Source organism: Stenotrophomonas sp. TWI700, assembly GCF_039673645.1.
GTDB classification, from domain to species: Bacteria; Pseudomonadota; Gammaproteobacteria; order Xanthomonadales; family Xanthomonadaceae; genus Stenotrophomonas; species Stenotrophomonas maltophilia_AA.
On record NZ_JBDJMB010000021.1, the window covers coordinates 1 to 22,883 of the forward strand.

General features: G+C 67.4%; 20 protein-coding genes and 2 tRNA genes. 3 read left to right on the plus strand and 19 right to left on the minus strand.

Annotation, left to right across the window (positions count from 1 at the left end; genetic code table 11):
• Window positions 1–83 precede the first annotated feature (83 nt).
• The 10 genes from pgaD to ABE473_RS14215 form a co-directional block, all read right to left on the minus strand.
• A complete protein-coding gene (pgaD, locus tag ABE473_RS14170; RefSeq protein WP_346489921.1) occupies window positions 84–569 on the minus strand; it encodes a poly-beta-1,6-N-acetyl-D-glucosamine biosynthesis protein PgaD in 486 nt (161 codons plus the stop codon).
• Window positions 566–1,813, minus strand: a complete 1,248-nt coding sequence (gene pgaC / locus ABE473_RS14175) for a poly-beta-1,6-N-acetyl-D-glucosamine synthase (protein WP_346489922.1) — start codon at window positions 1,811–1,813, stop codon at window positions 566–568. Before pgaC ends, pgaD begins: the two co-directional genes overlap by 4 nt.
• Window positions 1,814–1,820: 7 nt before the next feature.
• A complete protein-coding gene (pgaB, locus tag ABE473_RS14180; RefSeq protein ID WP_346489923.1) occupies window positions 1,821–3,716 on the minus strand; it encodes a poly-beta-1,6-N-acetyl-D-glucosamine N-deacetylase PgaB in 1,896 nt (631 codons plus the stop codon).
• Between the two features lie 10 nt (window positions 3,717–3,726).
• On the minus strand, window positions 3,727–5,763 hold the full coding sequence (gene pgaA, locus ABE473_RS14185) for a poly-beta-1,6 N-acetyl-D-glucosamine export porin PgaA (RefSeq protein ID WP_346489924.1): 2,037 nt from the start codon (window positions 5,761–5,763) through the stop codon (window positions 3,727–3,729).
• 345 nt (window positions 5,764–6,108) lie between these two features.
• Window positions 6,109–7,320 (minus strand): MFS transporter, encoded by a 1,212-nt coding sequence (locus ABE473_RS14190; protein WP_121041142.1) that lies wholly within the window; start codon window positions 7,318–7,320, stop codon window positions 6,109–6,111.
• A gap of 287 nt (window positions 7,321–7,607) precedes the next feature.
• Window positions 7,608–7,684: transfer RNA gene (locus ABE473_RS14195), tRNA-Pro, on the minus strand.
• Window positions 7,685–7,823: 139 nt separating this feature from the next.
• Window positions 7,824–7,900: transfer RNA gene (locus tag ABE473_RS14200), tRNA-Pro, on the minus strand.
• A gap of 48 nt (window positions 7,901–7,948) precedes the next feature.
• Window positions 7,949–8,062, minus strand: a complete 114-nt coding sequence (gene cydX, locus ABE473_RS14205; RefSeq protein WP_019182852.1) for a cytochrome bd-I oxidase subunit CydX — start codon at window positions 8,060–8,062, stop codon at window positions 7,949–7,951.
• Between the two features lie 30 nt (window positions 8,063–8,092).
• On the minus strand, window positions 8,093–9,247 hold the full coding sequence (gene cydB, locus ABE473_RS14210) for a cytochrome d ubiquinol oxidase subunit II (RefSeq protein ID WP_346489925.1): 1,155 nt from the start codon (window positions 9,245–9,247) through the stop codon (window positions 8,093–8,095).
• 15 nt (window positions 9,248–9,262) lie between these two features.
• On the minus strand, window positions 9,263–10,852 hold the full coding sequence (locus ABE473_RS14215) for a cytochrome ubiquinol oxidase subunit I (protein WP_176989428.1): 1,590 nt from the start codon (window positions 10,850–10,852) through the stop codon (window positions 9,263–9,265).
• A 227-nt stretch (window positions 10,853–11,079) separates the two neighbouring features.
• On the opposite strand from ABE473_RS14215, the gene cydD reads away from it, so the two are divergent.
• The 3 genes from cydD to ABE473_RS14230 all read left to right on the plus strand — a co-directional run bounded on the left by cydD (window position 11,080) and on the right by ABE473_RS14230 (window position 15,905).
• Window positions 11,080–12,810: a thiol reductant ABC exporter subunit CydD gene (cydD, locus tag ABE473_RS14220; RefSeq protein ID WP_346489926.1), complete on the plus strand. Its 1,731-nt coding sequence runs from the start codon at window positions 11,080–11,082 to the stop codon at window positions 12,808–12,810.
• Complete coding sequence (cydC, locus tag ABE473_RS14225) at window positions 12,807–14,477, plus strand: thiol reductant ABC exporter subunit CydC (protein ID WP_346489927.1); 1,671 nt, start codon at window positions 12,807–12,809, stop codon at window positions 14,475–14,477. Before cydD ends, cydC begins: the two co-directional genes overlap by 4 nt.
• Window positions 14,478–14,570: 93 nt before the next feature.
• Window positions 14,571–15,905, plus strand: a complete 1,335-nt coding sequence (locus ABE473_RS14230; protein WP_346489928.1) for a S41 family peptidase — start codon at window positions 14,571–14,573, stop codon at window positions 15,903–15,905.
• A 32-nt stretch (window positions 15,906–15,937) separates the two neighbouring features.
• Here ABE473_RS14230 and ABE473_RS14235 read toward each other — a convergent pair whose 3' ends face one another.
• The 9 genes from ABE473_RS14235 to ccmC all read right to left on the minus strand — a co-directional run bounded on the left by ABE473_RS14235 (window position 15,938) and on the right by ccmC (window position 22,858).
• Window positions 15,938–16,222 carry a DUF1294 domain-containing protein gene (locus ABE473_RS14235; RefSeq protein ID WP_346489956.1) on the minus strand — a complete coding sequence of 95 codons (285 nt, stop codon included), beginning with the start codon at window positions 16,220–16,222 and terminating at the stop codon, window positions 15,938–15,940.
• 50 nt (window positions 16,223–16,272) lie between these two features.
• Window positions 16,273–17,385 (minus strand): homoserine O-acetyltransferase, encoded by a 1,113-nt coding sequence (locus tag ABE473_RS14240; protein WP_346489929.1) that lies wholly within the window; start codon window positions 17,383–17,385, stop codon window positions 16,273–16,275.
• 72 nt (window positions 17,386–17,457) lie between these two features.
• The gene (locus ABE473_RS14245; RefSeq protein ID WP_346489957.1) at window positions 17,458–18,474 is read right to left on the minus strand and encodes a tetratricopeptide repeat protein; all 1,017 of its coding nucleotides are present in this window, start codon (window positions 18,472–18,474) and stop codon (window positions 17,458–17,460) included.
• On the minus strand, window positions 18,468–18,914 hold the full coding sequence (locus ABE473_RS14250) for a cytochrome c-type biogenesis protein (protein WP_346489958.1): 447 nt from the start codon (window positions 18,912–18,914) through the stop codon (window positions 18,468–18,470). Before ABE473_RS14250 ends, ABE473_RS14245 begins: the two co-directional genes overlap by 7 nt.
• Window positions 18,915–18,918: 4 nt before the next feature.
• Window positions 18,919–19,530 carry a DsbE family thiol:disulfide interchange protein gene (locus tag ABE473_RS14255; RefSeq protein ID WP_346489930.1) on the minus strand — a complete coding sequence of 204 codons (612 nt, stop codon included), beginning with the start codon at window positions 19,528–19,530 and terminating at the stop codon, window positions 18,919–18,921.
• A 9-nt stretch (window positions 19,531–19,539) separates the two neighbouring features.
• Window positions 19,540–21,453, minus strand: a complete 1,914-nt coding sequence (locus ABE473_RS14260) for a heme lyase CcmF/NrfE family subunit (RefSeq protein ID WP_346489931.1) — start codon at window positions 21,451–21,453, stop codon at window positions 19,540–19,542.
• The gene (ccmE, locus tag ABE473_RS14265) at window positions 21,454–21,915 is read right to left on the minus strand and encodes a cytochrome c maturation protein CcmE (protein WP_346489932.1); all 462 of its coding nucleotides are present in this window, start codon (window positions 21,913–21,915) and stop codon (window positions 21,454–21,456) included.
• A complete protein-coding gene (ccmD, locus tag ABE473_RS14270; RefSeq protein WP_346489933.1) occupies window positions 21,912–22,097 on the minus strand; it encodes a heme exporter protein CcmD in 186 nt (61 codons plus the stop codon). Before ccmD ends, ccmE begins: the two co-directional genes overlap by 4 nt.
• Window positions 22,094–22,858 carry a heme ABC transporter permease CcmC gene (gene ccmC, locus ABE473_RS14275; RefSeq protein ID WP_346489934.1) on the minus strand — a complete coding sequence of 255 codons (765 nt, stop codon included), beginning with the start codon at window positions 22,856–22,858 and terminating at the stop codon, window positions 22,094–22,096. The genes ccmD and ccmC overlap by 4 nt, the downstream gene beginning before the upstream one ends.
• Window positions 22,859–22,883: the final 25 nt, after the last annotated feature.

The following is a 22,883-nucleotide window of genomic DNA, read 5'->3' on the forward strand; positions in this document are numbered from 1 at the left end:
GCGCGGCCCCCCCCCCTCCCCCCCCGCCCCGCCGGGCCCCCCCCCCCCCGCCCGCCACTACCGGTTTGTCGGCACCCGCGCGATTACCCGTACGCGCCTGTCAATGCCTGCGCGGTGACCCGTACCGGCCGCGCATGCTCATCCATGTGCAGCGTCACCGACTTACCTTCGGCCAGCGACGCGGCCAGGGCCACGCTCGCGCCGAGGTCGTGCGCGATCTCGGCGCGGGTCACGTCGTCATGCGGCAGTCGACGTTCCTTGCCCGTGAACCGCATGCGGTTGTACTCGGCCCACGCGATCAGCAGCGCCGCGCAGCAGAGCAGCATGACCGGCAGCGCAATCACCACGAACGGGTCGATCGTCTGCTTCTGTTCGTACAGCTGCGTCCAGGCCATCTGCCCGCCCAGCAGCCAGGAAACCAACGTGACCAGCGGTGCCCACAGGTAGAAGTAGAACGCCCAGAAGGCGATGGTGACAAAGCCCCAGGCGGTGCGCTGAAAGCGCGGCTGCTGGCGCGGTTTCTGGATCAGCCGCGAGTCGAAGCGGCGGGTGGATTTGACGGTGTTCATCGGATACCCCGGTCAGGACTGACCCAGACCGCGCGCTTGCCACGACGTTTGAAGATCGTCTTGGGGAACGCCACCAGGGTCGTGAACAGACTGATGAGCCAGTACGCCATCGGGTACCAGATCACCCAGAAGTAATTACGTCCTATATGCGTTTCGTAACGGCGGTCGATGATCAGGCTGCTGGCGAACTGCAGCAGGCAGACCAGGGCCAGGATCACGCCATGCCACTGCGGCAGCAGCGTGGCGATGTACAGATCAGGCGGCAGGTCCATGAACTTGCCCAGCGCCCACAGCACGATGATCGCCAGCATCGTGTACGCCCACAGCACGCTGAGGATGTACTCCATCAGCACCCCCCACATCCGCCGCTTGCGCCAGTGGAACAGCGAGCCGCCGTGCCGCAGCAGTACTTCCACGCCGCCCTGGGCCCAGCGCAGGCGCTGCCGCCACAGCCCCTTCAGCGTTTCCGGCATCAGGATGAAGCACAGCGCATTGGGCTCGTAGCGGATGTCCCAATGGTCCAGCTGCAGCCGCCAGCTGATGTCGATGTCCTCGGTGACCATGTCATCGGACCAGTAACCGATCCGATGCAGGGCGGTACGACGGAACGCGGCGATCACGCCGGAGATGGTGAAGATGCGCCCGTACACCCGCTGCGCACGCTTGATCATGCCGATGATCGAGGAGAACTCGGCCACCTGCAGCCGGCCCAGCAGGGTGGACCGGTTGCGGATGCGCGGGTTGCCGGTGACGGCGCCTACGCGCGGGCCCGAGGTGAGATGCCAGACCATCCAGTGCGTGGCGTACTCCTCCAGCATCGCATCGCCATCGATGCAGACCAGGTATTCCGAGCGCGCCGCCAGCGCACCCATGCGCAGCGCATTGGCCTTGCCCATGTTGCGGTCCAGGTGCACCACGCGCAGGCGTGGGTGCAGGGCGGCCAGGGCGTCCAGGCGTGCCCCGGTGTCGTCGCTGCTGCCATCGTTGATGGCGATCACTTCGAAATCCGGGTAGTTCTGCTTGAGCGCCGAGCCGAGCGTCTCGTCCAGGTTCTCCGCTTCGTTGTGGCAGGGGATCAGGATCGACGCGAACGGGTACTCGGCCATCGGCGGCGGATCATCGCGGTCGCGTGCCTTGCGTTCGCGCCGGAAGAAGTAATACAGGCCGCCGGACATCCAGAAGAAGGCCATCACCATCGGGTAGAAGAAGGCGAACTGGAACAGAATGTAGAGAAGAGGATGCATGGCGACCTCACTTTTCCTCGTACGGGAAGCTGCGGGCCGACATGGCCGCGCGGGCGTCATACGTGGAGGGACGTCCGGCGATGAAGTCATCCGGATACCAGGCGAAATGACGCACGCCCTGCGCCTGTAGACGACGGATCTGCGCGCGCAGGCGGTCGCCGGGGATCGGCTTGCCGGTGCGCCAGTCCAGCGTCTGCAGCTCGAACATCGTCTGCGACAACTGTGGATCGTGCTGCTTCACCGCCACCACCAGCCGGTCCAGCCAGCGTTCCGGGCTGCGGCTGCCTTCCATCCACGGCATCGCCATCAGCGCGGTGTGGTCGTAGGCCTTGTTGAACAGGTCCAGGCGCTGGGCGAACCAGCTCGCGCTCTGCGGTTCCAGCACGGGCTGGGCATACAGATTGCGCACGGTGCCCAGTTTCGGCCGCCAGCGCTGGGCGGCATTGCGCAGCTCAAGGGTGAAATCGATCAGCGCCTGGGTACGTGCACCGTCATCGCCTTCCTGCGGCAACCGGGTCAGCTCGGTGTCGCGCAGGTAGGCGTCATCGTGGAACAGTAAACCCTCGAAGTACGCGTTGATCGCCAGGTCTTCGTAGATGTCATTGATGATCCTGCGGACCTCTGGACGGGTGAAGTCCAGCCGGAAGATGCCGTCGCTTTCCGGGCTCTCGATGGCCAGCGCCCTGCGGATGGCCGGATCCTTGAGCTCATAGCCCAGTACCGGCAGCCAGGCGAACACCTTCACGCCGGCACGCGTCTTGAGCTGCCACGCCACCCGGTTGAACAGGTCCGCGCGCATCGGCAGATGCCGGTTGGGGAAGTACAGCGCATCGGCCGACCCGTTGCCGTCCGGATCGGCGAACGCCTGCAGGAACACGTGGGTCGGGCCGATCTTCTTGACCCGGTCGATCAGCGCATCCAGGTTTTTGCCCTGTTGCACGGGGTCGGCATCGTAGACCGCATCCAGGTCGATCTGCAGCGCACGCATCCCATCGCGTTCCACATCGCGACGCAGTTCGTAGGCCAGCTGCACCACGGTCGGGTTGTTGGTCACCAGCAGGCGCGCCAAGCCGTGCAGATCGCGCTTGACCGGGGTGCTGCGGCCTTCCAGATCGAAGGAGACCGGCATGCCCAGCTGCTCGGCGATATCGTTGCTGAGCGCGTTGTATGCGGCGTACGGCCACACGATCGCCTTCGGGCTGACGCCGACATTGCGCTGGATGCGCTCCACGCTGCGGCCCAGATCGGCGCGCAGGCGGGCCTCGTACTCGGCCGCGCTTTCATAGGTCCTGCGGGTCGGGTCGTAGATGCGCGTGATTACCGCCGGGGTCTGGTTGCCCTGCGGGTTGGACTGCACGCCGTGGTGCAGGTTGTCGGTGTGGCTGGCCAGTTCGATCAGCCCGCTTTTCTGCATCTCGCGCAGCTGCGCCCAGGTCAGGAAGTCGTCGCGGGTGAACGGGCGGTAGCCGTAGTCGATCTGGCGCCCCGCCGGCATGTCCACGTAGTCGGTGATCACCGCGACCAGCGCCGGATAGTTGTAGGCGCGCAGCAGCGGGAAGACCTTGCTGTACACGCTGCGCAATCCATCATCGAAGGTCAGCAGCACCGGTTTGGGCGGCAGCGGGGTGCCACCCTGTGAGGCGGTGATCAACTGCGACAGCGAGATCGGGTGATACCCGTGCGCGGACAACCAGTCCAGGTGCGCGGCGAAGTTCTGCGTGCTGACCGCATACGCATCCGGGTCGCCGCGCTCGGCCACCTCGTCGCGGATGTCGTGGTAGCTGAGCACCAGCAGGCCGTTGTCGGCGGCATCGAGTGCGGCCGGCCGCTGCTGTGCCTGTGCCGGCAGTACCACGGCGAGCAGGGCCAGCAACAGCCAGTGGGTCCAACGCTTCAAGTCCATGTGCTGCATGTCATTCTCCCCACCGCAGGCCGGCATCCAGGCCGATGTGTCGTTCACGCTGTCCGTCATAGACCGGTCGCGACCAGCGGATGCCGTACTCGAAAATGCGGCCTTCGCCGAGCTGCCATTCGTGGCGGTATTCCGCCGACGGCACGATCGCGCTGCCATAGCCCTGCTGCCAGTACTGCCCCACCGAAACGGTCAGGCGATGGCGGAAGTGGCGCTCGTAGTGGCGCCACAGCTGCTGGTCCACGCGCAGGCCGATCTCCACCGAGCGATCCTCGGAGGGGTTGAAGTAGGGCACGTCGTCGCGGCTGCCGCGGCTGGCGTACAGGCTGCCGAGGCCGTCCACGAACACGGTCGGCCGGGTCATCAGGCGCTGTTCGATGGCGGTGCTGACGGTGTCGCGGCGGTTGCCGTCGTCGTAGCGGAACTGGCTGGCGCCCAGGCTCCAGTGAGTCCGTTCGTCGCGCCGGTAGTCGGCCGCCAGCGCGATGCTGTCGGCGGTGATGCCGGAGACGCGCGCCTGCATCGAGGCCTCCGGGTCGTTGCGTGCGGCGGTGATGCCGGCATGCCACTGATCGCTGAACTGCCAGCCAAACCCGGCGCTGAGGCCGGTTTCGCCGATGTGGTCATTGGCGCGGTTGACGAAGGCTTCCGCATCCGCGCGTCCGTAGCGGTAGCGCGTACCCACGCCGATCCGCAGCGGATCGATGGTCTGGTCCTGGAAATCCACGCTGCGCCGGTCGGCGAACGCGACCAGGCGCCAGCGGTCGTCCAGCACCGGGGACTGCACTTCCACGCCATAGCGGCCGTCATCGTTGCCCAGCGGCGAAGCACCGCCACCGCCGGAACTGCGGCCACCTTCGGCGTAGGCATGCCACTGCCAGCCACGGTGCGCACGCCAGCTGCGGTCCATGCGCTGCACGGAGGGCTGGTTGGGATAGGCGGCAAGCAGGGTGTCGTGGATCGGCCGCGCCAGATCATCGCGCTGTACCTGCACGTAGGCGTCGTACTGGCCGAGGCGCGCGGGGACATCGCGCGGGTCCAGTGTGTTGGCCATGCTGTAGCGCTCCAGCGCCCGTCGCGGCCAGCCGCGCATCAGGTAGATGTTGCCGAGCGAGGATTGCGTGCCGGTGTTGCCGGGCCCGATCTCGATCATCTTCTCCAGATCGCGCTGTGCGGTGGGCAGGTCGCCGCTGTAGGCGCGGACCATGGCCAGGTTGAGGTCGGCCTCGTAGCGCGGCCAGTTGGGGTACGGCGCCTTGGCCCCGTTGGCCCAGCGCCAGGCCGGCTCATCGGCCTGCCAGCGCTTCAGCAGGGCGATCGCGGTGTCGGCCTGCTCGTCTTCCAGGTACGCGTACGCGAGCTCGGAGCGGGCCTGCGGCAGCGCCGGATCGGCCTTGAGCGCCGCCTCCAGCACCGGGATCGCCTCGGCCGGATGCTGGGTGGCCATCAGCGAATCGCCAACGGCGGCCAGCAGGTAGTTGGGGACAGGGTGGCCCTCGGCGAGCAGACTGCGGTATTCCTCGCGCACCTGTGCATGGCGGCCCAGCCGGTTGAGCAGGATCAGGCGGTCATGGCGGATCCGCAGCGGTGCCTGCTGCACGTTGGTGCCGTCGCGCTCGAGGTACTGCTGCATCTGCACCAGCGCGGCGTCGGCTTCATCCAGGCGGGTGTCTTCACTGGCACCGTAGGCCAGGCTCCAGCCGACCAGCTTGGCCAGATAGTTGCCTTCCAGCCGTTCTTTCTGGGCGGCGTCGAACAGGTCCGGGCGCGCCAGATAGAGCTGCCAGGCGCGGTGCGCGTTGCCGATGTCGGACAGCGTCAGCACCTGCAGGCGATACAGCAGTGCGTCGTCGGGCGATTGCACCCGTGCCCGCTCGATCGCGGCCAGTGCGTCCAGCCAATGGGCCTGGTCGCGGTAGTGGCCGATCTCGGCCAACGCGTCAGCCCGCGAGTCGGCGGCTGAGGCAGCCGGAGTGGAGAAAGCGAGTGCGGCACATGCCAGGCCGACGCAGAGCGCCAGCGGCCGATGGTCGTACATGGAACCCCCCTTGGAGCATCCTTTCAAACGTGTCTTGCGTCAAAAGTGTGACGCACATCACATGCCAATCGTGCCTGACTGCGCGGCTGTTGCCAAATGGCCAACAGCCGGGTACGACCGATCAACCCCGGATGGGCCCCGGAGGGGAGGGGCAAGTCATTGAATCGCTGGAGATTCGCGCCATGTCGTCCGCATGGGAAAGCGCACTCCGTCGCGATGAAGCTGTTCATCCCGCTGGCGCTGCCAGCGGTCCCGAACATGGCCCGGTGCACCGCACCGGGTCAGTTAACGACACGCTACGTCAGCTGTTGCGCACAGCGCGTGTAGATGGACGCAGCGGAGCACTCACCACTGGTCTTCGAGCTTCTGCGGTTTGCAGGCGACCCAGGAGGCGCACAACAGCACCACCGCGCACAGCACCAGGAAGCCGAACGGCAGGTGCCAGCCGCCGCTGACCGCATGCAGCCAGCCGAACAGGAACGGGCCCAGGCAGCTGAACGCATAGCCCACGCCCTGCATGAAGCCGGACAGCGCCGCCGAACCGGCCGGGGTGCGGGTGCGCAGGTTGATCAGGGTCAGCGCCAGCGGGAAGGTCGACGGCCCGATGCCGAGCAGCACCGCCCACAGCCACGGCGCCTTCATCGGGGCGAACAACAGGCCGGCGAAGGCGATCAGGAAGGCGCTGAAGCCGATCAGTACCAGCCCGAAGGGATTGCGCAGGCGCACGGCCAGCGCCGGCATGGTCAGCGATGGCAGCAGGCCGCAGGCGGCGAAGATGGCGACCATGATGCCGCCGAAGGCCGGCGTGGCACCGGCTTCGACCACGATCCGCGGCAGCCAGGTGAACATCGAATAGGTCATCAGCGAGGTCATGCCGAACATCAGGGTCATGCCCCACGCCAGCGGCGTCTTCCAGACCTTGCCATGCGGCGCGCTGGACGGGTCGTTGGCGGCGCTGATCGTGTCCGGATGCGGACGCGCACGCGAGAGCATCAGCCACGGCAGCGCGGCGGCCAGCGACATCAGCGCCCAGATACCCAGCGACACGCGCCAGCCGGCCTGCTGCGCGACCGGCACCGCCAGCAGTGCCGGCATCATCGTGCCGATCTGCAGGACGGTGATGTAGAGCGTGCTCATGGTGCCCACGCGGTTGGCGAAGTAGCGCTTCACCAGCGGCGGTACCACCACGTTGCCGATGCCCATGCCAGCCAGCGCCACCACCGAACCGAACAGCAGGCTGCCCACGCCGCCGGCCATCGAGCGCAGCAGCAGGCCCACGGTGGCCAGGCTCATCGCCAGCAGCGCGGTGCGCTCCAGGCCCAGGCGGCGCGCCACGGCCGGGGTGGTGACGCCGAACAGCGCGAAGGCCGCGGTGGGCAGCATGCCGAGCACGCCGGTCATCGTGGTGCCGAAGCCGAACGTCTGGCCGAGCACATCCAGCAGCGGGGTCAGCGAGGTGACCGCAGTGCGCAGGTTCAAGGCGGCCAGCAGGATCGCGGCAAACGCCAGCAGGCGTCCGTGCAGCAGGGACTGGGACGGTGAGGTGGGGTGAGTCATCAGCATGTTTCCTGACAGGTGGCGCACCGCGGCCATGCCGGCGCGCGGGTGCAACGGCAGAGACCGGCCAGCGGCCGGCATCTGCGGGGTAGGGGACTGGGCCGGCGCCGAAGGCGAGGCCAGGACCTGGCATTGTACGGGTTCGATCCGGACAGGTCGCGCCGGCGGGTGCCAAGGCCTCGGCGACGCGCCCGCCCATCGCCCTCATTCCTGAAGTGCCTCAATCAACAGACACAAAAAAACCCGGAGGACAGTGATGTCTTCCAGGCTTGATTGTGACCATCAAATGGTCGGGGAGACAGGATTCGAACCTGCGACCTCTACGTCCCGAACGTAGCGCTCTACCAGACTGAGCTACACCCCGTAAGGAGCCGCCTATTGTATCGATCCCGCCGGTCGGCGGCAAGGGGGGATCGCGTTTTTCACCTTCGGTGCCGTGTTGCCACGGCCCTTGATAAAGAAGCCTGGAAACGTGTTCCCAGGCTTCAATACGACCACCGAAGTGGTCGGGGAGACAGGATTCGAACCTGCGACCTCTACGTCCCGAACGTAGCGCTCTACCAGACTGAGCTACACCCCGAAGGAGCCGACAAGGATACGGTGTGAAGACCCGATCGGCAACCTTTTTTTAGCCTTCTTCGTGATCCGTGCGGCTCTGCTCGCGGGCTTCGAACCACATGCCGTTGAGGATGGCCACGACCGAAGCCAGCCCTGCACCCAGAATCCAAGCGAAGTACCACATGGTAAGTCTCCTATCGCGCCGTGGGGCGCATCAGTAAGCGTTGGGGTTGTCGCCCATCTCTTCGGCCGTGGTCTTGCCCTTCATCACGCGGTAGACCCAGGAGGTGTAGGCGATGATGATCGGCAGGAAGATGGCCGTGGCGATCAGCATGATCCCCAGGGTCAGGTGGCTGGAGGAGCTGTCCCAGACGGTCAGGCTGGAGCCCGGCTGGCTGGAGGAGGGCAGCAGGAACGGGAAGATCGCAAAACCGACGGTCAGGATGATGCCGGCGATCGAAGCCCCCGAGGCCAGGAAGGCCAGGCCGCCCCGACGGGCCCGCAGCAGCACCGCGCTGGCCAGGGCGCCGAGCAGGCCGACGATCGGCGCGAGCAGGGTCAGCGGCATGGTCTGGTAGTTGCGCAGCCAGCCACCGGCCACCGCACCGGCGGCAGCGGTCTTGAGCAGCGGGTTGGTCGGGCCATCGGTGACCACCTGCGAGGTGATCTGGTAGCCCGGCAGGCCGAAGGCCACCCAGACGCCGGCCAGGGCGAACAGCACGAAGGTCAGCACCGCCGCGATGCTGCCGTAACGGGCCGAGCGCTCGGCCACCGGGCCATCGGTCTTGAGCACCAGCATCGCTGCGCCATGCGAGACCACCATCGCCACGCTCACCAGGCCGGCCACCAGGGCGAACGGGTTGAGCAGACCGATCAGGGTGCCGGTGTAGAAGATGCGCATGCTGTCATCGAAGTGGAAGGGCACGCCGACCAGCACGTTGCCCACCGCCACGCCAGCAATCAGTGCCGGCAACAGGCCACCGACGAACAGCGCACGGTCCCAGTTCTCACGCCAGCGCTTGCCGGGCATCTTGCTGCGGTACTTGAAGGCGACCGGGCGCAGGATCAGCCCGAACAGCATCAGGAACACCGCCAGGTAGAAGCCGGAGAAGCTGACCGCGTACAGCGGCGGCCAGGCGGCGAAGATCGCACCACCACCGAGCACCAGCCACACCTGGTTGCCTTCCCACACCGGGCCGACGGTGTTGATCACCAGCCGGCGTTCGTCATCGGTCCTGGCCACGAACGGCAGCAACGTGCCGACGCCGAGGTCGAAACCGTCCATCACCGCCCAGGCGATCAGCAGGATGCCGAGCAGCAGCCACCAGATCACGCGGAGCGTGGTGTAATCGAGTCCAATGAATTCCATCTGGGTTCTCCTGCCTTACGCCCGACCGTGGGTCGGCGCAGCGGCATTGGGGGAAAGGGACGTGGCTGCAGCCTGCAGCGACGGCAGGATGTCGTCCGGGCCCTTGCGGATCGCCTTGAGCATCAGCTTCACTTCGATGACCAGCAGCACCGTGTACAGCGCGGTGAATACCGCCAGCGTGGTCAGGATTTCATGCAGGGCCAGGCCCGACGCGGCGTAGAAGGTCGGCAGCACGCCGTCCACCGCCCACGGCTGGCGACCGTACTCCGCCACGAACCAGCCGCATTCGATCGCGATCCACGGTGCCGGCAGCGACCACAGGGCGAGCTTGAGGAACCAGCGCTTGTCCTGGAAGTTGTGGCGGCACGAGTAGTAGAAGGCCAGCGCGAAGAAGGCGATCAGGTAGAAGCCCAGGCCCGCCATGATGCGGAAGGTCCAGAACAGCGGGGCGACCCGCGGCACGGTATCCATCGCGGCCTTGGAGATTTCTTCCGGGGTGGCGTTGAGGATGTCCTCGCGATAGCGCTTGAGCAGCAGGCCGTGGCCCAGATCCTGCCAATGGCGGTCGAACATCTCGCGCGCTTCGACGTCGTTCTTGTCCTTGCGCACGCGTTCCAGTGCACCGTAAGCCAGCTGGCCACCGCGGATGCGGTTTTCGGCACGCCCCACCAGTTCCAGGATGCCCGGGATCGGCTGGTCCAGCGAACGGGTGGCGATCAGGCCCATCAGGTACGGAATCTTGATCGCGTAGTCGTTGGTATGGGTGGTCTGGTTCGGAATGCCGAAGGCGGTGAAGTCGGCCGGGGCACGCTCGGTTTCCCACATCGCTTCGATCGCGGCCAGCTTCATCTTCTGGTGTTCGCTGGCGGCATAACCGCTTTCGTCACCCAGCACCACCACCGACAGCGAGGACAGCAGGCCGAAGGCCGCCGCCACCGCGAAGGAGCGGCGGGCCATGTCCTTGTGCTTGTTGCGCAGCAGGAACAGGGCGCTGATCGACATCACGAACACCGCGCCGGTCACGTAGCCCGCACTGACCGTATGCACGAACTTGGCCTGCGCCACCGGGTTGAACAGCACGGCGGCGAAGTCCACCACCTCCATGCGCATCGTTTCCGGGTTGAAAATCGCGCCGGTCGGGTTCTGCATCCAGCCGTTGGCGATCAGGATCCACACCGCCGAGAGGTTGGTGCCCAGGGCCATCAGCCAGGTCACCGTGAGGTGCTTGACCGGGGTCAGCCGCTTCCAGCCGAAGAAGAACAGACCGATGAAGGTCGCTTCCAGGAAGAACGCCATCAGGCCTTCGATCGCCAGCGGTGCGCCGAAGATGTCACCGACGTAGTGGCTGTAGTACGACCAGTTCATGCCGAACTGGAATTCCATCACGATGCCGGTGGCGACGCCGATGGCGAAGTTGATGCCGAACAGCGTGCCCCAGAACAGCGTCATCTGGCGCCAGACCTGTTTGCGGGTCATGACGTAGACGCTCTCCATGATGGCCACCATGAACGACAGGCCAAGCGTGAGGGGAACGAAAAGGAAGTGGTACATCGCGGTCAGAGCGAATTGCAGCCGCGACAGTTCTACGACTGTCTGATCAATCATGGCCTGGCTACCTCGTTGGGTTTTGCCGTTTCAGGTGGCGGGAAGGGGGGTCTACGGGGTGAATTCTGTGACCAGCAACTTCAAACAGCCTTGATTCAGATCAATGTACAAAGACACTCATGCGGGGATCGTATGCGCTCCCATCCCTGCGACCGCTGGCCGCAGGGGGACGGGGCCAGCACCTACTACAATCGACGGAACCTTCCTGTGGCCGCCAGTGACTTGTTTTGAGCATACCCCCCGACGCGCCCCTTGGTGAGACAACCGCCCTGCGCCGTCAGCGCCTGCACTGGCTGGGCGGGCTGGCAACGGCCGCGCGCGGCAAGCAGCGCCTCGCGGCGATCTGCATCTGCCTGTCCGGCGCATTGCTGATCGGGCAGGCCGCCGCCATCGCCTGGCTGATCCAGGCGGTGCTGGTCGATCATCGCCCGTTGACCGAGGCCACGCCGGTGCTGCTGGGACTGCTGGCGGTGCTGGGGATCCGCACCCTGCTCGGCAGTGCGACCCAGGCGGCGGCCGGCGATGTCGCCGATGCGGCGCGGCTGGCCCTGCGTGAACGGGTTTATCAGCGGCTGCTGGGGCGCGGTCCGCTGTGGCTGCGCCAGCAACGCACCGGCGAGTTGGGTGAGCTGATGCTGGCGCATGCCGATGCGATTGAGAATTACTACTCCGGCTATCAGCCAGTCCGCATCGAAGTGGTGGTGGTGCCGTTGCTGATCGCCATCGCCGTGGCCTGGACCGACTGGGTGATTGCGCTGATCCTGCTGTTCACCGCGCCGCTGGTGCCGTTCTTCATGATGCTGGTCGGCTGGGGCGCAGAAGCGGCCGGCCGTGCGCAGTTGGGTGAACTGGCGCGGATGAGCGGTCACTTCGCCGATCGGATCAAGGGACTTGGCCTGCTGCGCCTTTACGGGCGAGGGGAGGCCGAGCTGGACGGCGTGGCGAGCGCGGCAGAAGGCGTGCGCGAGCGCACCCTGAAAGTGCTGCGGATCGCCTTCCTTTCTTCGACGGTGCTGGAGTTCTTCGCCTCGGTCAGCGTCGCGATGGTCGCGTTGTACCTGGGCCTGAGCTATCTCGGCCTGATGTCGCTGCATGCGCAGGTGCCGACGCTGGGCGTCGGCATGTTCTGTCTGCTGCTGGCACCGGAGTTCTACGCGCCGCTGCGGCGATTGGCCGCGCACTATCACGACCGCGCCAATGCGCTGGCCGCCGCGGCGGAAGTGGAGCGCCTGCTCGGCGAACTGCCTGCCGCCGCCGTTGTCGATGACGCACCGTCCGCCACCGCGCGTGCGCCGGAATTGCTCGAACTGCACGCGCCGCCGGTGGTCGTACGCGATGTGAGCCTGCGCCCGCTGGGTGCGCACCACGATGTGGTGCAGCACCTGTCGTTCCAGATCGAGCCCGGGCAACGCGTGGCGCTGGTCGGCCCCAGCGGCAGCGGCAAGAGCACGTTGCTGGAAGCACTGGCCGGATGGTTGCCACCCCGCGAGGGCAGCATCGTGCTGCGCCCGGGGCTGGACGTGGGCTATGCCGGGCAGCGCCCGTATCTGTTCCACGGCACGATTGCCGACAACCTGCGCCTGGCCGCGCCCGGTGCCACCGATGCGCATCTGCGCGCCGTGGCCGAAGCCGCTCAGGTGATGCGCTTCGCGGCCGCACTGCCGCAGGGTCTGGACACGGTGATCGGTGAGCGCGGCTTCGGCCTGTCCGGCGGCGAGGCGCGCCGCATCGGTCTGGCCCGGCTGCTGCTGCGCGATCCGCACCTGCTGCTGCTCGACGAGCCGACCGCCTTCCTCGATCCCGATACCGAAGCCGATCTGCTGCGCACCCTGGCGGCATTCGCACGCGGGCGCAGCGTGGTGATCGCCACCCACAGCGAGACCGCGATGCGCTGGGCCGACACCCGCCTGACCTTGACTGCCGGCGGCGCTCGGCTGGCCTCGGAGGTGACGCCATGAAAGCCATCCACATCGATTCGCTGAAGGGTGTGTTCGCGCGGCATCGCGGGCGCCTGCTGCTGACCGTCCTGCTGCTGTGGACGACGATGCTGGCCGGCACCGCATTGCTGGGGCTGTCCGGTGGTTTCCTGACCGCCGCTGCTTTGGCCGGGGCGGCCGGGCTCGGCAATGGCTTCAACTTCTTCTCGCCCTCGGCGGGCATCCGCGGACTGACCATGGCGCGGATCGTGTCGCGCTACTTCGAAAAGCTGGTGGGCCACGATGTCACCCTGCGCATCGCTCGCGATCTGCGCGTGTGGTTCTTCCGTCGCGCGCTGCCGCTGGCACCGGCGCGCCTGGCAGGGGTGCGCACTGGTGAGCTGCTGGCGCGGCTGATGTCGGATATCGGCGAGGTCGACGGCCTGCTGGTGCGCGCAATCGGCCCGCTGCTGGCGCTCGGTGGCATCTCGCTGGTCGCGGTGGTGTCGGCCGGCATCATCTATCCGCCTGCGGCCGGTCTGCTGGCGGTGCTCGCCGTGCTGATCGGCATCGGCGTGCCGTGGTTGACCGTGCGCGGCGCCGCCGACCAGGAACGCGACCGCGCGCTGCACCGCGCGCAGCTGCGTACCCAGTCGTTCGAAGGGCTGGAAGGCGCGGCCGATCTCACCGCGCTGCAGGCCCGCGAGCATTGGAACCAGCGCGTGCTGGTGGCGGCCAAGCAGCTGAAGTCGCGTGACAAGCGTCGCCGCTGGCGGCTGATCAGTGGCAACGCACTGCATGGCCTGTGCGGCGCGGGTGGCCTGGTCGCGATGCTGTGGCTGGCACTGCATGCCTTCGAACGCGGCCGTGTGGATGCCGCGCTGGCCGCTGCGCTGGTGTTCCTGACCGTTGCACTGCTGGAGCTGTGGGCCGGCATCGGTCTGGCCTGGCAGTCGTGGTTGTCGGGCCGCGTCGCCGCGGTGCGGCTGGAAGCCATCGTGGACCAGGCGCCGGGCGTGGTGGAAGCCGACGCGCCGGTAGTCGTGCCGTCCGTGCCTGCAACGCTGCGGTTCGATCAGGTGGTGTTCCGTTGGCCCGGCCAAGCGCGGGTGCTGCTGGACCAGGTGCAACTGCAGCTCGCCCCGGGCGAACGGATCGCGATCCGCGGCGACAGCGGCAGCGGCAAGACCACGCTGTCGTCTCTGTTGCTGAGGCTATGGGACCCGGAGGCCGGCAGCGTGCGTTACGGCGATACCGATATCCGCCGCTTCACCCAGGCCGACTGGCATCGCCAGATCGCCTGGCTGCCGCAGAACGCGCCGGTGTTCGCCGGCACCGTGGCCGACAACCTGCGACTCGGCGATGTACGGGCCAGCGATGAACGATTGTGGCAGGTGCTGGCGGAGGTCCGTCTGCACGCGTGGGCCGAGCAGATCGGCGGCTTGTCGGCGTGGGTCGGCGAGAACGGCGCGACCATGTCGGCCGGTCAGGCACGGCGCCTGGCGCTGGCGCGCGCGCTGCTGCGTGACGCACCGATCCTGGTGCTGGATGAACCCACCGAAGGCCTGGATGTGGATACCGCGCATGCGTTGTTGTATGACATGGTGGATGCGCTGGGCAACCGCAGCCTGTTGATGATCACCCACGACGAACTGCCGGAGGGCATCGTGCATCGCAGTTATCGTCTGCGGGAGGGGCGGTTGGAGTAGATCGGGGGTCGGCAGAAAGCACCTGCGGGCTGTCTGGCGGATGCAATGTGCTTGAACTAGGATCGTGTCTCAACGTGAACAAGGATGTTGAGCATGAAGTGCAGAGCAGCGTTCCTCCTGATGCTGGGGCTCCTCAGCGGCGGGGCCTCGGCCGACACGGTCTGGAAAGGCACCAGCGTCAACTCGATCACCTCCGGTACGGGAGACATTCTGCAGGACGGTGGTGCGGACCTGCGCTTGTCCGCCGAATCGACCGGCACGGAAAAATTCGTCGGCGCCATCACCTCGATGGACGCCCGTCCTTTCCAGGGGCGAGAGGTTCGTTTAGCTGGACGATTACTGGTCGAGGATGGCGCAGGCAGTGCCGCGCTGTGGGTGCGTGCGGACGGCGCCAACGAGCGATTGGCGTTTGCGAGTTCAGCTGGCGCGCCCGTGCGTGCCGGCGTGGGCGCGCAGGCGAGAGAGCTCCGTCTTTACATTCCGTCCGGAACGACAACCCTCAAGCTCGGTGTCACGCTCGACAGCGCCGGGCATGTCGCTGTGCAAGGGCTCGTGTTGACAGCCGAGGCTGCCACGTCGGGCGGCGTGTCCGCCTATGACATGGTCGAGTATGCCCTCACCACCATCCGCGCCAATGCGTTGAACGCCGGGAACGTTGACTGGTCCGCCGAGGAGAAGGCGCGCTTGGCGCCGGCACTGAAAAGCCTCCCCGCACAAGAGGCCTATGGCAGCATCAGAGCGGTTTTGGATCTGCTGGCAGATCGCCACAGCTTCCTGCAACACCCCAGGGAGGCCGCCGCATACCGGGAGACCGCTGTTGCATCGAGAGACATCGAGGCCAGGCAGATGCAGGACATCGGTTACGTTCTGGTGCCGGGCCTGCGCGGGACCGAAGCAAGTGCTGGTGAAGCTTTTACCTCCCAGCTCTGTGAGCAGATCGAACGATTGGCGCCGACGTCAGCCAAGGGCTGGATCGTCGACCTGCGCCAGAACACGGGCGGCAACATGTGGCCGATGCTCAGCGGATTGCAACCGTTGCTGGGTAACGGAAATATTGGCGCATCCCGGGACCGCAACGGCACTGCCACCGCTTGGCGCCCAGAATCCCGCCGTGCATGCGGAGTCGACCTTTCCAGCAGCCGCGTGGCCGTTCTCGTCGGCCCGAAGACCGCAAGCTCTGGAGAAGCCGTTGCCGTCGCCTTCAGAGCCCGCCCGGGTACCCGGTTCTTCGGGCAGCCGACGGCAGGTCTCGCAACAGCCAACCGCTCCTATCCGCTGCCTGACGGTGGCGCGCTCCGGTTGACGAGGGCCGTGATGGTTGATCGCTCGGGTGAGGCCTATCCGGACGGGATAGAACCCGAGGAACGCGTTTCGAGTGATCAGGACGCCATCGACATGGCGGCCGCGTGGCTACGCTTGTCGCAGTGAAGCAGCGCCGCATGCACTGAATACTCTTGGGTTCATGCCCGCAGCAGCACCGCAAGCGCCGAGACGTTGGCCAGCACGCACAGGGCGAACACCCACTGGAATGCGCTCTTGCGGTGTTTGTGGCGGAACACGGATTGGCCCAGCAACGCGCCAGGCCAACCACCCGCGAAGGCCAGCAGCTGCAGGGTGCGCTCGGGTGTGCGCCAGTTGCCCAGGCGTGCGGCGCGTTTGTCATGCCCGTAGAGCGCAAAGGCGACAGCACTGGTGAGTGCGTACCATGCGCCCAGCCACTGCGGTAACAACCCGGTAATCGCCATCGCGACCAACGCGCCTGCCGCCGCCAGCGCCAGGTACCAGCGCGCGTGCCTCACAGCGCCTGCAGAAAGCCGCTGACCGCCGGGCCAAACCGGGCGAAGTCGACCAGGAAGGCATCGTGGCCCTGCGGCGAATCCAGCCCGATGAACTGTGCGTCGGCGCCACCGGCGCGCAGGCCATCGGCGATCTGCTGTTGCTGCTGTACCGGGAACAGGATGTCGGTGTTGGCGCCGATCGCCAGCGCCTTGTCCACCTGGATCTTCGCCAGCCCGGCCATGACGTTGCCGTCGGCGTATTCGGCCAGGTCGAACCAGTCCATCGAGCGGCTCAGGTACAGATAGCAGTTGGGATCGAAGAAGCGCACGAAGCGGCGGGCATGGCCCTCCAGGTAGCTTTCCACCTGGAACTCCAGGCCGAACGGATCGTCATCGGCCTGGTCCGAATCCAGGCGCACGCGGCCGAAGCGGCCATCCCATTCCAGTGCGGAGCGGTAGGTGATCACGCCGAGCTTGCGCGCCATGCGCATGCCCGATTCCGGATAGGCCTGGTCGGTGTAGCGACCGCCATTCCACTGCGGGTCGAGCCGGATCGCCTCGCGTTGCAGCGAGCGGATCGCGATCGAGAACGGCAACGCCTGGGCACTGCCGGAAATATTGATATGGCTGCGCGCGATGCCCGGGTGCAGCAACAGCAGTGCCAGCGCGGTCATCCCGCCCATCGAGTTGCCGATCACGCAGGCCAGCTCGGTCACGCCCAATGCGCGCACCACCTCGACCGCTGCGCGTGCGCCATCTTCGATCGACAGTTCGGGGAAGCGCAGGCCGTACAGCTCCCCGGTGGCTGGGTCGATGCTGGCCGGACCGGTCGAGCCCTTGCAGCTGCCCAGCGAGTTCACGCAGATCACGAACCAGCGATCCGTATCGATCGGCTTGCCCGGGCCGACCATGGCCTCCCACCAGCCGGCGGCCGGATTGTCGGCGTTGGCCGCGGCATGCGCGTCCGGCGACAGCCCGGTGACGATCAACACCGCATTGCCGGCGTCCGCGTCGAGCGTGCCCCAGGTCTCGTAGGCGACATGCGCCTCGCGCAGTGCACCGCCGCGCTTGAACGCGAACGGCGAGGGCAGGGCGTGGTAGCGGGTGCCGGGGGGAATGAATTCAGTCATGCGCGCATTTTAGCCGGGCGCCGCGATGGCGCCGTGGTGGTGGGCGGCACGCTGCGTCGCGCCGCGCACCGGTCATGGGCGATCGAACACCAAGGGCACCGGCCCGGCGTGGGGCAGGCGCACCCGTACCGGCGCGGTTTCCACGTCGTCCGGCTGGCGGTTGGCCTGGCCCGAGCGCGACAGCCGTGCCAGTACCTCGACCTCCTGCAGCTGCGACAGCGTGCTGGTCGGCATCGGGCTGTCGCCATCGCCGAGCGTCACCAGCAGCGGCAGCCGGCTGGCCGGATGCTTCTGCACCGCGACCGGCATCGGCGGGCCGTCCGGCGCGCGTGCGATCACGAAGACCGTGGCGTTGGCCCAGGCCGGATCCATCGCGGTTCCGGGCGCGAAGCGCACCTGCACGGCGAGGGCGTGGTCGCCCGCCGCGGCAGGGGCAGGGGTTTCCACCCGCGGCGGCAGACCGGCAGCGCCACGTGCGATGGCGATCTGCTCGCGCAACGCACGCGCCGCGCCGGGTTCCAGCGTCGGCAGCAGGGCTTCCCAGGCCTTCGCGGCCTCGGCGTCCTGGCCGCGTTGGCGCAGGGCAATGCCGATCAGCCAGCCGGCCCGCTCGCTCTCCGGCGCCAGCGCGTTCGCATGACGCAGCCATTGCAGGGCCTGGTCATCAAACTGTTTGCCCGGCGCGGCCTGCGCGCGCGCCTGCGCCGCTTCGACCAGGATGCCGGGATCGTCCGGCGCGAGCCGCACCGCGCGGTCGAACGCGGCCGTGGCCTCGGCCAGCTTGCCCAGCGCCAGCTGCGAGCGGCCGAGCAGGGCCCAGCCATCGGCGCGTTGTGGGTCTTTCGCCAGCGCCTGTTGCAGCGCCTGCACGCCATCTTCCAGCGTGGCGGGCGCGTCGCTGGTCGCGGTCCGCTCGGCCGCATCCGGCGTGCCGACCAGCAGGTACAGCGCGCCACCGGCCAATCCCAGCGCCAGCATGGCGATCACAAAGGGGCGGTGCGAACCGCCTGCACGCAGCGGCCGCAGTACGAGTGCAGCAAGGGCGGCCGCGAACACGGCGGCACTCAGGGCCATCCACAGGCTCACCAGCGTTCCTCGCTCTTGTCCATCGGTTGGATCCCGCGGCTGCGACGGCGCACCACCCAGACCAGCACGCCCGCGCCGATCAGCAGCGCCACCGGCGGGCCGAACCAGAGCAGTGCGTTGCGGGCCTCCATCGGCGGCCGGTACAGCACGAACTCGCCATAGCGGTCGACCAGGAACTGTTTGATCTGCGCATCGCTGTTGCCCTGCTGCATCAGTACCAGCACTTCGCGGCGCAGATCATGCGCGATCTGTGCATTGGAATCGGCCAGCGACTGGTTCTGGCATTGCACGCAGCGCAGTTCGGCGGCCAGCGCATGGAAGCGGGCTTCCTCGGCGGCATCGCGGTACTGCAACGGGGTCGGGTCGGAGACGGCCTGCGCCATGGCCGGCGGGGCCAATGCCAGGGCCAGCGCGATCAGCGCCACGCCGACCCGGCGGGTCATCCGGTTACGGCGAGGCCGGCAGCTGCGGCTGGGCATTGGCATGGGCACGCTCCACCTTTTCCAGTTCCGGAATCAGCTGGGTATCGATGACGCGCTGGCTGAGCGCGCCGCTGTACTTCCAGCGCACCACGCCGCTGGCGTCGATCAGGAAGGTCTCCGGCGCGGCGGTGACGCCCCAGTCGATCGCGGTGCGGCCTTCGATGTCGCTCAGCACCAGCACGAACGGATTGCCCAGCTGCTCCAGCCAGCGCAGCGCATCGGCCGGCTCGTCCTTCCAGTTGTAGCCGATCACGCGCACGCGCTTGGTTTCGGCGAATTTGGTCAGGATCGGATGTTCGTCGCGGCAGGCCGCGCACCAGCTGCCCCATACATTGAGGACATAGGGCGCGCCGCGCAGTTCAGTGCTGCTGACCTTGATCTGCGGATCGTGCAGCACCGGCAGCTCGAACGCCGGTGCGGCCTTGCCGATCAGCGCCGAGGGCAGCACGTCGCGGTCCGGCGCGCCGGATTTCATCACCCCGTAGATCATCAGCCCCAGCAGCCCGAAGAAGAACAGCACCCCGATGACGATGGCCACGGGCGGCAGCGGACGGGAGGCGGGGCGGGGATCGGACACGGGGAACTCCTAGGGACGACGGAAACGACGATCGGCGGCGGTGACGAAGCCACCCAGTGCCATCAGCAGCGCGCCCAGCCAGATCCAGCGGACGAACGGTTTGATGTGCACGCGCACGGCCCATGCATTGTTGCCCAGCGACTCGCCGAGTGCCACGTAAACATCGCCGTTGAGGCGGGCGTGGATGCCGGCCTCGGTCATCACCTGTCCGCCACTGGCGTACAGGCGTTTTTCCGGATGCAGCAGGGCCAGTTCGCGGTCGTGCTGGAGCACGCGCAGGTGGCCGCGATCGGCGACGTAGTTCGGGCCCTGTTGATGGTCTACGCCTTCGAAGCGCACTTCATACGTGCCCACCACCAGCGACTGTCCCGGTGCGAGCGCGACTTCGCGCTGCACGTTCAAGGCCTCGACCAGCAGCGCACCGGCCAGGAACACGGCCACGCCACCATGGGCGAGCAGCATGCCGACCATCTCGGCGGTGAACCTGCCGTTGCCGCGCAGGCGGGTCCAGACAAAGCGCCCGGTACCGAACGCGACCCAGGCCGCCCCGGTGACACCGGCGGCGCTCTTCAGCGCCCCCTGGGGCGCCATGAAGTGGGCGATCACGCCGAGCAGCAGGGCCAGCCCGGCCCACGGCGCGAGCATCGCCACGCGGCGCGAGGCCTGGTCGCGCTGCCAGTTGACCAGCGGCCCGAACGGCAGCAGCGCCACCAGCGGCGCCATCAGGACCACGAACAACGTGCCGAAGTAGGGCGGCCCGACCGAGACCTTGCCCAGCCCGAGTGCGTCGGCCAGCAGCGGGTAAAGCGTGCCGAGCAGCACCATGCCGCAGGCTGCGGCGAGCAGCAGGTTGTTGGCCAGCAGCAGGGTTTCACGCGAGGTCGGCAGGAAGCCGCGGCGCGGATCCTCGCTGGTCAGCGCGCCGGCCCGCAGCGCATACAGCAGCAGCGCGCCACCGATGACCACGGCCAGGAAGATCAGAATGAAGGTGCCGCGCGAGGGATCGGCGGCAAACGAATGCACGCTGGTCAGCACGCCCGAGCGCACCAGGAAGGTGCCGAGCAGTGACAGCGCGAACGCCGCGATCGCCAGCAGCAGCGTCCAGCTGGCGAAGCTGCCGCGCTTTTCAGTGACGGCCTGGGAGTGGATCAGCGCCGCGCCGGCCAGCCACGGCATGAAGCTGGCGTTCTCGACCGGATCCCAGAACCACCAGCCGCCCCAGCCCAGTTCGTAATACGCCCACCAGCTGCCCAGCGCGATGCCGAGGGTCAGGAAGCCCCAGGCCACGTTGGTCCACGGCCGCGTCCAGCGCAGCCAGCGCGCATCCACGCGGCCTTCCAGCAGGGCGGCGATCGCGAATGCGAACGGCACCGCAAAGCCCACGTACCCGATGTACAGCATCGGCGGATGGATGATCAGCCCGGGATCCTGCAGCAGCGGGTTGAGGTCGCGTCCTTCCAGCGGCGCCGGGATCAGCCGCGCGAACGGATTGGAGGTGAAGATGAGGAAGGCGAGGAAGCCGATGCTGATGATGCCGAGCACCCCGAGCACGCGCGCGGAGACGACGGCGGGCAGGCGCTTGGACCACCGTGCCACCGCGCCGCACCATACCGCCAGCACCAGCGCCCACAGCAGCAGCGAGCCTTCGTGTGCGCCCCAGACCGCGGAGTAGCGGTACGCCAGCGGCAGCAGCGAGTTCGAATTCTCCGCGACATAGCGCACCGAGAAATCCTGGGTGACGAAGGCCGCCGTCAACACACCGAACGCGCCCAGCAGCAGTGCCAGCTGGGCATACGCGGCCGGACGTGCCACCGCCATCCACGTGGCGCGGTCGCGATGGGCGCCCCACAGCGGCAGCACCGTCTGCAGCAGTGCCATCAGCAAGGCGGTGACCAGCAGGATCTGCCCCAGTTCCGGCAGCACTCAGTACGTCTCCGGTGCCGGCACGGGCACATCGTGTTTGGTATGTGCCTGGCCCATCTTGTCGGCCACTTCCTTGGGCATGTAGGTCTCGTCGTGCTTGGCCAGCACTTCCTCGGCGACGAAGCGGCCATCCTGCAGGCGTCCGGTGGCGACCACGGCGGTGCCCTCGGCGAACAGGTCCGGCAGGATCCGCGAGGTGATCACCGGCAGCGTGGCGTCACCATCGGTGACCACGAAGTGCGCATCCATCGAGCCGGGCGCGCGCTGCAGTGACCCTTTGACCACCATGCCGCCGAGGCGGAACCGGGCGTGATCGCCGGCATCGCCGCGCAGCACTTCGGAAGGGGTATAGAGGTAGGCGATATTGCGCTGCAGGGCCATCGCCACCAGCGCGGTCGCCAGGCCGGAGGCGAGCACCAGCAGCATCACCCAGAGCAGGCGGCGACGCCGGACCGGATTCATCGGGTCAGCTCCGGCGCCACTGGCGGCGTGCTGCCCGCCGCCGCGCGGGCCTGTTGGCGCTGCTGGCGGCGTGCCGCCAGGCGGCGTGCCCAGCGCAGCCGCAGCCAGGAGCCGATGGCATCACTGCCCAGCACCAGCACGAACACCGCATAGGCGGCCATCACATAGGGCAGGTGGGTCATGCGCGGCGGTCCTCCAGAGGGGCACGGGTGCCTGCAGCGACCCAGGCCTTGCCGGCCTCGCGCAGCAGGTTGTCGGCACGGGCCTTGGCCAGCAGCGAGCCGGCGAACCACAGCTTGGTACCGATCACCATCAGCCACAGGGGCAGCGCCATGCTGGCATCCAGGGTGGAGTCGCCGAACAGGCGGATGGTCTGGCCCTGGTGCAGGCTGCCCCACCATTCCACCGAATAGCGGATCACCGGCAGCAGGCTCACCCCGACGATGGACAGCAGGCCGGCCGCGCGCGCGGCGCTGCGACGGTCCTCGATGGCGTAATACAGGCCGATCACCCCCAGGTACAGGAGCAGCAGGATCAATTCGGTGGTCATGCGCGGGTCCCAGTCCCACCAGGTGCCCCAGGTCGGCTTGCCCCAGATGCTGCCGGTGAGCAGGGTGATCAGGGTGAAGCCGGCGCCGAGCGGGGCGCAGGCCATCGCCAGGATTTCGCAGGTCTTGATCCGCCAGATCAGCGCGATCGCCGCGTACAGCGCCATCAGCGCGAACACGAACAGGCTCATCCACGCGCTGGGCACGTGGATGTAGAGGATGCGGAAGCTGTCCAGCTGCTTGGAATCGGCCGGCACCACCGCCAGCGCCTGCCAGATGCCGACCAGCAGCACCGGCACCGCCGCCAGGTAGAACACCCGCGACCAGCGCGCGGCAAAGCGGTCGAAGGTAGGCGGCGAACCGAGTTGGTGGAACCAGCGGACGATCGGGTGCATGCGGCAGTGGCTATCCAACGAAGGG